15 protein-coding genes are annotated in these 12972 nt (G+C 56.1%); 5 read left to right on the top strand and 10 right to left on the bottom strand.

Annotated elements, in window-relative coordinates; genetic code table 11:
- Positions 1-6 precede the first annotated feature (6 nt).
- From ACTH5D_RS02380 to ACTH5D_RS02425, 10 genes are all read right to left on the bottom strand, one after another.
- Complete coding sequence (locus ACTH5D_RS02380; protein ID WP_441668029.1) at positions 7-231, bottom strand: hypothetical protein; 225 nt, start codon at positions 229-231, stop codon at positions 7-9.
- Between the two features lie 53 nt (positions 232-284).
- Positions 285-518 (bottom strand): hypothetical protein, encoded by a 234-nt coding sequence (locus ACTH5D_RS02385; protein WP_441668030.1) that lies wholly within the window; start codon positions 516-518, stop codon positions 285-287.
- A gap of 29 nt (positions 519-547) precedes the next feature.
- On the bottom strand, positions 548-1528 hold the full coding sequence (locus ACTH5D_RS02390) for an ABC transporter substrate-binding protein (protein ID WP_441668031.1): 981 nt from the start codon (positions 1526-1528) through the stop codon (positions 548-550).
- Between the two features lie 58 nt (positions 1529-1586).
- On the bottom strand, positions 1587-2423 hold the full coding sequence (locus ACTH5D_RS02395) for an ABC transporter permease (protein WP_441668032.1): 837 nt from the start codon (positions 2421-2423) through the stop codon (positions 1587-1589).
- Positions 2420-3265, bottom strand: a complete 846-nt coding sequence (locus ACTH5D_RS02400; protein WP_441668033.1) for an ABC transporter ATP-binding protein — start codon at positions 3263-3265, stop codon at positions 2420-2422. The genes ACTH5D_RS02395 and ACTH5D_RS02400 overlap by 4 nt, the downstream gene beginning before the upstream one ends.
- Before the next feature lie 368 nt (positions 3266-3633).
- Positions 3634-4461, bottom strand: a complete 828-nt coding sequence (gene aroE, locus ACTH5D_RS02405) for a shikimate dehydrogenase (RefSeq protein ID WP_441668034.1) — start codon at positions 4459-4461, stop codon at positions 3634-3636.
- On the bottom strand, positions 4458-5414 hold the full coding sequence (hemF, locus tag ACTH5D_RS02410) for an oxygen-dependent coproporphyrinogen oxidase (RefSeq protein WP_441668035.1): 957 nt from the start codon (positions 5412-5414) through the stop codon (positions 4458-4460). The genes aroE and hemF overlap by 4 nt, the downstream gene beginning before the upstream one ends.
- Before the next feature lie 56 nt (positions 5415-5470).
- Positions 5471-6028: an L-threonylcarbamoyladenylate synthase gene (locus tag ACTH5D_RS02415; RefSeq protein ID WP_441668036.1), complete on the bottom strand. Its 558-nt coding sequence runs from the start codon at positions 6026-6028 to the stop codon at positions 5471-5473.
- A gap of 49 nt (positions 6029-6077) precedes the next feature.
- The gene (gene dprA, locus ACTH5D_RS02420; protein ID WP_441668037.1) at positions 6078-7202 is read right to left on the bottom strand and encodes a DNA-processing protein DprA; all 1125 of its coding nucleotides are present in this window, start codon (positions 7200-7202) and stop codon (positions 6078-6080) included.
- A 40-nt stretch (positions 7203-7242) separates the two neighbouring features.
- On the bottom strand, positions 7243-8055 hold the full coding sequence (locus ACTH5D_RS02425) for a peptidoglycan-binding protein (RefSeq protein ID WP_441668038.1): 813 nt from the start codon (positions 8053-8055) through the stop codon (positions 7243-7245).
- Between the two features lie 180 nt (positions 8056-8235).
- Between ACTH5D_RS02425 and def the strand changes: the two genes are divergently transcribed.
- The 5 genes from def (at position 8236) to trkA (ending at position 12961) form a co-directional block, all read left to right on the top strand.
- Positions 8236-8748 (top strand): peptide deformylase, encoded by a 513-nt coding sequence (gene def, locus ACTH5D_RS02430; protein ID WP_441668039.1) that lies wholly within the window; start codon positions 8236-8238, stop codon positions 8746-8748.
- Between the two features lie 44 nt (positions 8749-8792).
- Positions 8793-9809 carry a methionyl-tRNA formyltransferase gene (gene fmt, locus ACTH5D_RS02435; protein WP_441668040.1) on the top strand — a complete coding sequence of 339 codons (1017 nt, stop codon included), beginning with the start codon at positions 8793-8795 and terminating at the stop codon, positions 9807-9809.
- On the top strand, positions 9806-11143 hold the full coding sequence (gene rsmB / locus ACTH5D_RS02440; RefSeq protein WP_441668041.1) for a 16S rRNA (cytosine(967)-C(5))-methyltransferase RsmB: 1338 nt from the start codon (positions 9806-9808) through the stop codon (positions 11141-11143). Before fmt ends, rsmB begins: the two co-directional genes overlap by 4 nt.
- Before the next feature lie 61 nt (positions 11144-11204).
- Positions 11205-11411 carry a dodecin gene (locus ACTH5D_RS02445; RefSeq protein WP_441668042.1) on the top strand — a complete coding sequence of 69 codons (207 nt, stop codon included), beginning with the start codon at positions 11205-11207 and terminating at the stop codon, positions 11409-11411.
- Between the two features lie 176 nt (positions 11412-11587).
- Positions 11588-12961 carry a Trk system potassium transporter TrkA gene (gene trkA / locus ACTH5D_RS02450; RefSeq protein ID WP_441668043.1) on the top strand — a complete coding sequence of 458 codons (1374 nt, stop codon included), beginning with the start codon at positions 11588-11590 and terminating at the stop codon, positions 12959-12961.
- Positions 12962-12972 lie beyond the last annotated feature (11 nt).

Raw genomic sequence — 12972 nt, forward strand, 5'->3', positions numbered from 1 at the left:
AACCGCTCAGATAATCAATGTTAGGCCAACCAACAGCATCAACAGCGCAAATAAGCGCCTGAGTAGCTGCAGTGATAAGTGATGAGCAAGCCGCACGCCAATGCGAGCGCAGGGCACGCTGAAGAATGCGATGCCAGCGAACGTGCCCACGGTAAACATTGCTAGGAGGCTGGCCGGTTGCCGGCCAGCCTTGGGTGGCTTGGCCAGCAGCATGCGAAGGGCCAGTAACAATATGAAGATTCCAAAATATCGCTCTAACAAGTCGGCCCGTAGTTGCCCAGCGATCAGCCCCCCAGGACAGCACCTAGCATTAGTCCAGGAAGCATACGCTTCAATAGCTCAACGGCTATTGCACCTTGCTGACTGAGAGAAGTGATCAGTGCAGGTACGATCACCACTCCCCCTCCAATACCAAACAAACCGGCGATCACGCCAGCCACACTACCCACCAAGCAGAAGAAAAGTAGTGCTGACAGCATGCAGTCCTTACTCCAATAACCATATCGAGTGAGGCTCATGCCTCACCCGATATGAAGCGTTACTAAATTTATTGCACGACTGCATTGGCAAAAGAAGCGTCCACAATATCGTCATAGTACATCTCACCCTTTATGTTACCGACGAAGTGCTGCATCTCAATAGCGTTGGTGAATGCCTCTTCAGTGATCAGCACACTCTCGGGATAGACGTTATTGTCGATCATGCGCTGCACAGCGGCATCCACCACATCACCTTGCAAGTCACCGAACTCCAATCGTGCCACCGCCTTGGCAGCTTCGGGATCGGAGTGGATAAGCGCCAGTGAATCGTTGATCGCCTCAACAAAACGAGCCACTAAGTCAGGGTTGTTATCGATCATGACCTGGGAGGTATTGATAGTTGAGAATGCATACTCTGGATAGTCGTCAGTGAAAGCGTGGATAATTTCCAACCCCTGAGAAATACCTTGCTCAACCTGGGGCTGATACAAGACAGCGATATCACTTCGTCCGGATAGAACTGGCCCCAGTTCAGAGCCGTTCTGCACCTCAGTGACCTTCACTTCTCCAGTGAGACCGGCATCCTCGATAAATCGGCGGATCAACGTATTGGAGGTACCTGGCGCTAATCCCACTACAACGTCTTTTCCTGCAAGATCCGCGGGTGAAGAGTAGTCGAGTTCAGGATGCGCCAGCACCCACACCGGCGCACTGTTGGCGACGGCACTAATTGCCTTGCCGCTACCGCCCTGCTCCTGGGCAAAACCAACGTGCTCCGGGCCATGTACCGAAAACTGCGATTCGCCGGAGAGCACTGATGCCAGTGCCACAGGGCCTGACCCAGCAGACCGTACTACGGGTACATCAATATTATGGTCATTGAAAATCCCTTCGTGCTTGGCTACATAGACAGGTAGATAGAGTAGCGAATGGAATGCTTCGTTAATCAAAATAGTATCCATATCATCAGCCTGAGCATGGGTGGTAGCACCCAGCACAACCAAACTTGCGCCCAAGGCAACGCACTTATAGGCAGAAGAAATGCTCATTATTAGATACCTCTTACGGTTAGGGTCAGTGCTACAGGAGTTAATAACGTCACTACTATTATTTTTGTCCTTTTTCCCAAGGCAACAACAACTTAGCTACCTGGGACACGATGATGTAAAGCACGATGGCCACGATCATCAGCATGATCACGCCCACCCAAACAACGTTGAGATTAAACAGATTCCCAGCCACGAAGATCATGCGGCCCAACCCGCGATCGGAAGAGATGAACTCCCCCCCGATTTCAGCGATCAAGGCGAAACCAATATTCAAACGGAAGGCAGAGATAATCCAGGGCAGCGTGGCGGGAGTCACCACCTTGGTGAAAATTTCGCGGCGGCTGGCACCTAGCGAACGCATTAGATTAATCAGGTTACGGTCAATTTGATGCGTACCCTGATAAGCAGAGAGCAACGCAACGACAAAGGTCGCCACAAACGCGAGCATAATTTTTGAGAACATGCCCGAGCCAAACCAAATGATAATCATCGGTGCTAGAGCAATTTTGGGTAGGCCATTGAGCGCCACTACGAAAGGGTCGATGATGCGCGCCGTCGTGCGTGAGAACCACAGCAGTAAACCCACGATGGAGCCAAGAATGCTGCCTGCTAGAAAGCCTGCGACCGTGGCATAAACAGTCGCAACGGTATCGTTGAGTAGCTGCCCCGACTGAATGAGACGCCAAGCCTCGTTAGCGATTCCCACCGGCGAGCCCATCAGAAATGAGTTGATCCAACCTGTGCTCACACCGACTTGCCATACAATGATAACCAGCGCTAATCCAGCGCCTCGCCAAAGGTTATCGGTGAAAAGTAAATTGCGCGTCCACTGCTCGTTGTTCTCCTTGATGCTGCCAGCGCTAATGGTATGGGTATACAGTTTTTCTTCGCTCATGCCGCACCTCCGACGATCTGAATATCTAAATCGTCCCAGATGCTGTCGAAGAACTGCTGATAGCGAGCATCACTGCGCGCTTTGAGACAAGAGCCGAGCTCGCGTGATAAGCCCACGTCATAAATTTTCTTCACCGAAGTAGGCCGCTGGGTCATGACGGCAACGCGATCCGACATGGCAATGGCTTCGCCGATGTCGTGGGTGATCAACACCACTGTTTTGTGATGCTCTTTCAGGATTGAAACGATCTCCTCTTCAAGCACTAGCCGCGTTTGGTAGTCGAGGGCTGAAAAAGGCTCATCAAGGAGAATAAGGTCGGGGTCTGTGATTAGCGTACGAATCAATGCAACCCGCTGACGCATCCCGCCTGATAAGGTATGAGGATATTGGTCAGCGAAATCAGCCAAGCCATAGCGGGCCAGCTGATCGCGCGCCATTTCGTAGCGCCGAACCTTGCGCACGCCCTGGATTTCAAGGCCGAGGCAGACATTGTCGATGATTGTTCGCCAAGGAAACAGCAAGTCGCGCTGCAACATATAACCAATCCGCGCACCGCAACTAGGGTCGCTGCCATGCAAAGTGATGCTGCCATCACTGGGCTCTAGCAGGCTGGCAATAATGTTGAACATGGTACTTTTGCCGCAACCACTGGGGCCTACAATACTGACGAACTCTTCCTGCTTGATGTCGAGGGTGATGTCATCAATGACATTAATAGGCTCGGTACCGGGGCTGGAAAACGTCTTTTTAACGCCATCAAGCGTAATCACACTTTGACGAAACTTGGGCATGCCCATGGTTGCTTCGGTAAAACTACCGGAGGAAGAGATTGGTAAATTCATAGTAGTGCTCTTTTAAAGAACGATTACAGCTGACACAGCACACTTGGTGCCATAATTATTATTTTTTTTAAAAATCAATTTATTAATGATTGAGAATGGCGTGACACTGTGATTCAAGTGAATCTATAGCTCTTCCACGGTGCAGATATATGGCTGAATGCACCATGTTATATATATGTTTTATTAATTATTATTTGCGCCGAAGGTCAATACACAAAAAGCAGGTATGTGTGGTCAGCGCTAGATGGCACACTGCCTCCTTGCTTAGCGGCACGAAGGCAGTGTGAAGAGTGAAAGGAAGATACTTGTACTTCTAACGCAGAATAAGCACTAGCTTTGCTCAAATAGTGTAAAGAAACGCTTCAATGCTAAAGAACACCAAATTGTAGCGACTGGCGCAGCCTTTCACGCACAGGCGCCGTATCCGGGCGCACGTTGCGCCACAAAAAAAATGACTCGGCGGCCTGTTCGACCAGCATGCCTAAGCCGTCTAGCAGTTTAGCGCCACGTGGCCCGGCCCATTGCAAAAACACCGTCGGCTCAGCCCCGTACATCATATCGTAGGCCCAGGCATTGGGATTAAACAACGCATCAGGTAGCGGCGGTAAGTCGCCTGAAAGGCTAGCGCTGGTACCGTTAATCACCACATCAAACGTTCCGTTAATAGCGTCGAAACCACCGCCAGTGATAGGCCCCAGATCAACAAAATCGCAGGCCAATTGCTCGGCTTTGGCGGCGGTGCGATTAACCACGACGACTTCGCTGGGCTGCTCGGCAAGCAGTGGCTCCAGAATGCCGCGCACGGCACCGCCTGCCCCGACCACTAAAATCCGCTTTCCCGCTAACGCCACCCGATGATAGGCCAGATCACGTACCAGCCCGATGCCATCGGTGGTGTCGCCGTGGGTGCGGCCATTGCCTCCCACTACTAGCGTATTCACCGCTCCGGCTCGGGCGGCTCGATGGCTCAGCGTATCGCATAGTTCAAAAGCATCGCCTTTGAACGGCACGGTGACGTTGGCACCGCGCCCACCCTCTTCAACAAATACTTGCCAAGCGTCCGCAAAACCATCAAGTGGCGACTCTTGGGCAGTGTACTCAACCGCTTGCTGCGTTTGATGAGCAAACTCGGCATGAATCAGCGGCGACTTGGAGTGTTTGACTGGATTTCCAAACACACAGTAGTAATCGGTCATAACGGCGCTTCAATAGAGTTCCGGTAAGGCACGCCCTCGGCGGCTTCGTTTAGCCAGTCCCGTGGGTGTAAGAAGTTTTGCAGATCAGCTTCAGCGCTGCCTGGCTCGGGCGTAAAGGCGTATTCCCAGCGCGCGAGCGGCGGCATTGACATCAAAATAGATTCTGTGCGCCCACCGCTTTGTAGGCCAAACAGCGTGCCGCGGTCCCACACTAAGTTAAACTCCACGTAGCGACCGCGCCGATAGAGCTGAAAATCACGCTCGCGCTCACCCCAGGCATCCTGCTTACGGCGCTCTACAATAGGCAAATAAGCATCTAGGAAGCTGTCACCCACCGCTTGCTGAATGGCAAAGCATTCTGTGAAATCGCCTTCGTTTAGGTCGTCGAAAAACAGCCCGCCCACGCCGCGCGTTTCATCACGATGCTTCAAGTAGAAGTACTCATCGCACCATGCTTTGTAGCGTGGATAAACATCGTTTCCGAACGGGTCGCAGGCCGCTTTGGCGACGCGATGCCAATGCTGTACGTCTTCCACCACTGGGTAAAAGGGCGTCAAATCGAAGCCGCCGCCAAACCACCAGACCGGCGGCTCTCCGGCTTTCTCAGCGATAAAAAAGCGCACATTGCCATGGCTGGTCGGCACATGAGGGTTCTCCGGGTGCAGCACCCAGGAAACACCCAGTGCATGAAAGCTGCGCCCGACAAGCTCAGGACGCGCGGCGGTGGCCGACGGCGGAAGCTGGGCACCGTAAACATGCGAGAAATTGACACCGCCCTTTTCAAACACGCCACCGTTCGTTAACACCCGGGAACGGCCGCCGCCGCCCTCTTCACGATTCCAGCTATCTTCTTTGAACTGCCCCTCGCCATCGGCTTGAGCTAAGCCTGCACAGAGCCGATCCTGCAAATCCAGAAGGTAGCGTTTAACGTCGTCAAGATGCTCGTGGGCCACGGTAACTCCTGGGCGGTGAGTAGTGATTGGAGAATGGTAAGTAGTTGGAGCGCCGGTTAAGAACGCATGCTTTTACCGGTGGCTAGGTCTCTAATGATACTGGGCTTGGCATTGCCACCTAGCTCGCCTTGCACCAAATGAGCCACTTCATCACCAAAGATGCCAGTGATCTCAGCGGCGCTCATCGCGGGTAGCTCTCCCGAACGGTTGGCCGACGTTGACACCAGCGGACCACCAAAGGCTTCGCACAGCGCTTTCATCACCGGATGGTCGGTCACGCGGAGCGCTACACGCGCATGGGCGCCACGCACGAGTCCATGGCTACGACCGTTGTCAGGCACTAACCAAGTATTAGGACCTGGCCAGCTAGCGGCCAGTGGCGCGTGCATGGTCAGCGGCAGCTGGCTTAACCAAGGTTGAAACTGTTGGATACTGCCGGCAACAAGGATGAGGCCTTTTGCGGGGTCGCGCTCTTTCATGCGCATAAGATGCGCCAAGGCTTCGTCATTTTCAGGGTCGCAGCTAAGCCCCCAGACAGCTTCCGTAGGGCATGCAATCACGCCCCCGGCACGCAGAGCGCTAATCGCAGGGGTTAGGTCGGTCGCCAGGCTCATGGTCTCTCCTCACCGTCAGGGCTAACGTGCCTTGAATGGTTTTATCCTATCATGGGCGCGGCAGCCGCACCCAGCCCCCCGCTTGCTGGGTTACCCAGCCGTCTAGCTCCAGCATCAGCAACCTTTGCTGGCAGTCGCTGACCGTCACACCGGTTGCGTGCACCAGTAAATCAATAGGCGTTGGCGTAGCCGACAGCGCCACTAGTAGCGTATCCGGTAGCGGCTCCGCGCTAGTCGGGCTACCCTCCAACGCCCCCAAGCCAGGTTGAATGGCATCAGCCTCAGGGATAAACGCCCCCGCCCAGTGGCCAAGATCAGCGATGATATCGTCAACGCTACAGGCCAACGAGGCACTTCCCTGACGCAATAGCGCCAGGCAACCGCTTGCCTGCACGTTATGCAGTGAACCGGGTAGCACGAATAATTCACGATTCTGCTCTAACGTGAGCCGCGCACTGACCAGCGAGCCGCTTTTTTCGGTTGCCTCGACCACCAGCGTGCCGAGGGCAAGGCCGGTGACGATTCTATTGCGGCGAGGAAAGAACGCTGGCCGCGCTATCGTGCCAGGCGGGTGTTCCGACAGCAGCAGCCCGCCAGGTACTTGGCTGAGCTGTTCGTGCAGATCACGATGTGAGGCGGGATAAATCACATCAATGCCGCAGCCCAGTACGGCGATCGTGCTGCCGCCCGCCTTCAGTGCCGCACGCTGAGCAACCGCGTCCACGCCGAGCGCCATACCGCTGACCACGCACCAGCCACGGCGCACTAAGTCACGGGCAAACGTTTGTGCATTGTGACTGCCTTCGCCGGTCGGGCGGCGGGTTCCCACTATGGCAAGCTTAGGCCCTTCCAGTGCGTCAAGGTCGCCCTGGGCCCACAGCACTACCGGCGGATCGGCGACTTCATTCAGCAGTGCCGGCCACGCGGGGTGGTCGCGGTGCAGCACATGCCGATTAGGGGTGTGTTTCTGCCATGCCAGCGTGTCATCAACCACCTTTTGCAGCGGGCTACGAGCAGGATGCTCAAGCCACACACTCAGCTCTTTGGCTGCGCGGCTCGGCAGCGCTGCCAGCCAACCTTCCGGCCACTGCGGCTGACGGGCAACCAACTGCGCAATCCGCAGTGCGCCCATACCAGGCAGCGCATTGATAACCAGCCATTGCTGCGTGTTCATACCTCCTCCTTACTCACCAACGTTGATGCTTCCCGCCTAATTAACGAACCGATGAAGAGACGTGATCACCGACTTCCAGCACGCGCGATGCCTGCACCACCAGCCCATAGCTGACGTGATCAAAGGGCTTAAACACCATAACGCTGCCCGCCTCGGTACTGGGCAGCTGAATCATCTCCTCACTTCGCGGATCGCTAACCCGCTCCCCTTGCTGCTCAACCTGCAGCACGTGGCCTGGCAGCAGGCCATCAAGGCGGCCCAGATCCAGCGTAACGATTTGCAGGCGCCCAATAAAGCGCACGCCATCAGGCACGGCAATGATGCGCCCTTCGACTGACGTTAACGGCGCGCGCGGGATCAGCTCAGAGCCCAGCGCAGGCTCTGGTAGCGGTAAAACAAGATCGTTAACCCGCACTTCCTGATGGGAGCTAAGCACTTCAAGCTGCGCAATATCGCCGTCATCGCTTACATGCCGAGCAGTGCCGACGTTAATAAGTTCGACGCCTAAGAGAGCGCCATCCAGCGTTTGATAAGTCGATGACTGGCGGTAAATTCCCACTTGAGCGTGGCGTAGGACGTCGCCTCTCACATAGAACTTATCGCCCGCGCCACTCATCAAGCGGCGCTCTTCACCGGCGACAACGTAGGCCAGCTCGTTGATGTCTTCAGCGTTATTGACCACGCGATGCTGTCGTAAAAAGGCTTGCGCTACATCTATCGAAATAGGCACCTGAGGTGAAAGCGTTACTACCCGCTGGCCGTTCTCAGCGGCACAAGCAACGCCTACTAACAACGCGGCGCTCAACCACAGTGCGCCAAAAGCGCGGCGAGAAAGGTGTTGTTTTATCGCCATGCTGCTCTCCCCGGTGCGATGATGATGTAGATGATGAAACGCTGTGAGCAGTGGGCGCGCATGCCCAGAAACGTTGACAGCATGGTATAGTGGCCCATCATAAAGTACTTAGGCTGGACGACGCTGCTCACAGCCTAGTTTGACTTAATTTAGACTCAGCATAACGGTGATTGTAACGCCATGGCCAAACTTCCTATTCTTGAATTCCCCGATGAGCGCCTGCGCACCAAGGCCGCTGAGGTGGAAACCGTCGACGATGCGGTACGTACGCTTGTCGACGATATGCTGGAGACCATGTATGACGCTCGGGGTATCGGTCTAGCCGCCACGCAGATCGATGTCCACCTCCGTGTCATTGTCATGGATGTAAGCGACGATAACTCTCAGCCGCTGGTGCTCATCAACCCGCGCTACACCCCGATAGGCGACGTGAAAGAGCCGCTGTCGGAAGGCTGCCTGTCGATTCCGGAATATTACGCCGAAGTACCGCGCTATCTTAAGGTGCAGCTCAACGCGCTGGATCGCAACGGCGATGCCTACGAGCTAGAGGCAGAAGGCCTGCTGGCACACTGCATTCAGCACGAACATGACCATCTTGAAGGCGTGCTGTTTGTTGACTATCTGTCGCCACTTAAGCGTGACCGCATCCTCAAAAAAATGCAGAAACGCCATAAGCAGATGCAGGACGCCTAACGTTTTCTACTGATACTTTACATAAGCTAGGTAACCCCCTCTTTATGTCACGATTGCGCGTTGTTTTTGCCGGCACGCCTGAATTCGCCGCTTCAAGTCTTGCAACGCTGCTGGAAAGCCAGCATGACGTGGTGGCGGTTTATACGCAGCCCGACCGCCCTGCCGGGCGTGGTCGCAAACTCACGCCCAGCCCGGTGAAACAGCTGGCGTTGGAACACGACCTGCCGGTGTATCAGCCCCAGAGCCTGAAAGAGCCTGCGGCTCAAACCGAACTGGCCGCGCTTAATGCAGACATCATGGTGGTGGTCGCCTATGGGCTGCTGCTTCCTCAAGCGGTGCTGGATATACCGCGATTAGGCTGCATCAATGTTCACGCTTCGCTGCTCCCCCGCTGGCGCGGCGCAGCGCCCATTCAGCGGGCCATTGAAGCAGGTGACAGCGCCTCCGGCGTGACCATCATGCAGATGGATGCTGGTCTGGATACTGGCGCGATGTTGTCAGAAGTGCGCACGCCTATCACGCTGCACACCACCGGCGGTGATTTACACGACCGCCTCGCGGCCCAAGGCGCGAACGCCTTGATTCTCGTGCTGGACGCCCTGACCACCGATAGCGTTCATGCCACGCCTCAGCCTGCAGATGGCGTCACCTATGCCGCCAAACTGAGCAAGGCTGAAGCGGAGCTCAATTTTGCTCAGCCGGCTCAACTGCTAGCCAGCAAAATCCGTGCCTTCAACCCCTGGCCTGTGGCCTGGTGCGCCCTGGGAGATGAGCGCCTTCGGCTGCTGATGGCGAGCGTGGGAGAAGGTGACCATGCCCCCCGTGCCCCTGGCACCCTGCTAGATCATGGCGATGATCATCTGCGGATTGCCTGCGGCGTAGAGGGCCGCGAGGTGCTACGGGTGACCAGCGCGCAGCTGCCCGGCGGTAAAGCCATGGCCGTGCGCGACCTGTTGAATGCGCGCCACGCGCGTCTTGCCACCGGCACTCGCCTCGGCGCTCATATTGACACTCGTTTTGGTAAACCAGCAGCACAGTCCAGCGAAGGAAACTCACGATGAACCAAAAGCGCTCCCCACAAAGCGGCGGCAGTGGCCAAGAAGTACGCGCCGCTGCAGCGCGTGCGCTGGCCCCGGTGCTTAGCGACCAAGGCTCACTGGCTGGATTAGACGACCACAGCGTCGTGGCTCGCGACCGCGGGCTGCTAAAAGAACTTTGCTTTGGTACCTGCCGCCGCTTACCGCGTTTGGAAGCCTTAGCCGGCCTGCTGCTCAAGCAGCCGTTTAAGAAGCGCGACAGCGATGTTCAGGCGCTGCTACTGGTCGGTATTTATCAACTGCTGTATATGCGCATCCCGGCCCATGCGGCAGTCGGCGAAACCGCGGGCGCTGCGCGCTTGCTCAAGAAGGAGTGGGCTACCCGCGTTTTAAACGGCTGCTTACGTCGTCTGCAGCGCGAGTCCGAAGCGCTCCAAGCCCAGGTAGATAAAGATGAGAACGTCGCGCTAGAGCATCCACCCTGGCTGCTCAATGCGCTGCGCCAGGCATGGCCTGAGCAGTGGCGCGACATCATTGAGGCCAACAATCACGCAGGCCCGATGACGTTGAGAGTGAATCAGCATCACAATGACCGTGAAGCCTATTTAGCCCTACTGACCGAACAAGGACTGGCTGGGCAGTTATGTCTGCATGCCCCCGATGCTATCACTCTGGAAACGCCCTGCGACGTCACGGTGCTGCCCGGTTTCGAAGACGGCCACATTAGCGTTCAAGATGAAGCGGCCCAGCTGTCGGCGGCGTTACTGGGGCCCGCGCTTGCGCCACGCCCCGGCTCCCGTGTATTGGATGCTTGCTGTGCACCCGGCGGTAAAACAGCTCATTTGCTAGAGCAGTTTGATCTTCAACTGACCGCGATTGATAGCGATAACCAGCGCCTAGCGCGGGTGGAAGATACGCTAAGCCGTTTAGGCGTTGAAGCCGTGCTGCAGCATGCCGATGCCACCGAGCGCGAGTGGTGGAGCGGCACCCCGTTTGATGCCATTTTGCTCGATGCACCTTGCTCGGGCACTGGCGTTATCCGACGCCATCCGGATATCAAAAAATTGCGCCGTAAGGACGATATCCGCCCGCTGGCCAAGCTTCAGCGTCAGCTGCTAGACAATCTTTGGCCCATGCTGCGTGAAGGCGGCACGCTGCTATACGCCACCTGCTCTGTGCTGCCGGAAGAAAACGCTGAGCAGATTGAGGCGTTTCTTGCTCGCACCCCGGATGCCCACGTTACGACGCCTAACGACGTCGCCTGGGGCATTGTCAGCGGCGCTGGTCGCCAATTGTTTCCTGCCGTAAGCAGTCACGATGGTTTTTTTTATGCCAGACTAGAAAAGCGCACTGCCTAGCCGAGACTACGTTGTTATCGCCTCATCTCGGCAGTGAATCTACGACAAGGAAGGAGATATCATGAGTCATCATACCTACAAGCTTGTAGAGCTAACCGGGTCCTCCGAGAAAGGCATCGAGGAAGCAGTACAGAACGCTCTGGCCAAAGCATCGCAGACGATTGAACATATGCGCTGGCTAGAAGTGATTGATACTCGTGGCCACATTGAAGACGGCCAGGTAGCGCACTGGCAGGTCACGGTTAAGGTCGGCTTCACGCTAGAGTAATACTCACCTGCTTTTCAGCGGCGGCTAGTTTACACTGGCCGCCGCCTTTATTGCAGCGCATGATAGACGCCCTGAATCGATGCACTCATGAACGTCAGGGTCTAGCAGGAAGGAGTCGAAAGATCGATCGTCTTTCGACATCGCGCTGGTGCTTTTAACGGAACCGATGCTCAGCAATGAAAATCATCATTCTTGGCGCCGGCCAGGTCGGCGGCACCTTAGCAGAACACCTCGCTCGCGAAGAAAACGACATCACCGTCGTCGACACTGATGCCAAAAAACTACGCGAGCTACACACCAAACTCGACATCCGTACCATCACGGGGCCGGGTTCTTATCCTATAGTGCTGCGCCAGGCGGGCTGTGGAGATGCCGATATGTTGATCGCCGTGACGAACAGCGACGAGATCAACATGATCGCCTGCCAGGTAGCGCACACGCTGTTTCGTACGCCCACCAAAATCGCCCGAGTGCGGGCCACGGCGTACTTAACCCGCAAAGGGCTTTTTGCCCACGAAGCCATCCCCATTGATGTGCTGATCAGCCCGGAGCAGGTGGTCACCGATCACGTACGCCGCTTGATTGAGCATCCGGGGGCGCTGCAGGTGCTGGAGTTTGCCGGTGGATTGGTTCAGCTGGTGGCGGTTAAGGCCTTTTACGGCGGCCCGCTGGTGGGTCAAGACCTCGCCTTTCTGCGCCACCACATGCCCAATGTGGATACCCGCGTAGCCGCTATTTACCGACGTAACCGGCCGATCATTCCGCGCGGTGATACCGTGATTGAAGCCGACGACGAAGTGTTTTTTCTGGCCGCCCGTCGCGACATTCGCGCGGTAATGAGCGAGCTGCGCCGAGTCGAACGCGACTTTCGCCGCGTCGTCATCGCCGGTGGCGGTAATATCGGTGAGCGGCTGGCAGAGCACTTAGAGCACAGCCATCAGGTGAAAATCATCGAGCACAATCTGGAGCGCTGCACCACGCTCTCCGAACGTCTGGACCGTACTGTCGTACTGCACGGCAGCGCCACCAGCAAGCGCCTGCTGGAAGAAGAAAACATTGAAGAGTGCGATATCTTCTGCGCACTGACCAACGATGACGAAGTCAATATCATGTCATCGCTGCTCGCCAAGCGTCTAGGAGCGAAAAAAGTGCTCACGCTGATTAACAACGCGGCGTACGTGGATTTGGTCCAAGGCGGCGAAATCGATATTGCAATTTCCCCTCAGCAGGCCACCATCGGCAGCCTGCTCACCCACGTACGGCGCGGCGACATCGTTAACGTGCACTCGCTGCGTCGCGGAGCGGCCGAGGCGATTGAAGCCATCGCCCATGGCGACAAGCAGTCCTCCAAAGTAGTCGGACGTGCCATTCGTGACATCGGCTTACCCGACGGCACCACCATCGGCGCAATTGTACGTGGCAAAGAGGTCATGATTGCCCACGGCGATGTCATGGTAGAAAGCGGCGATCACGTGATTCTGTTTGTGATCGATAAGCGGCGTATCCGCGATGTAGAGCGCCTGTTCCAAGTTGGTTTAACATTCTTTTGATAACCCCAGCA

The organism is Halomonas sp. (assembly GCF_052095695.1).
In the GTDB taxonomy this organism is placed as follows: domain Bacteria; phylum Pseudomonadota; class Gammaproteobacteria; order Pseudomonadales; family Halomonadaceae; genus Vreelandella.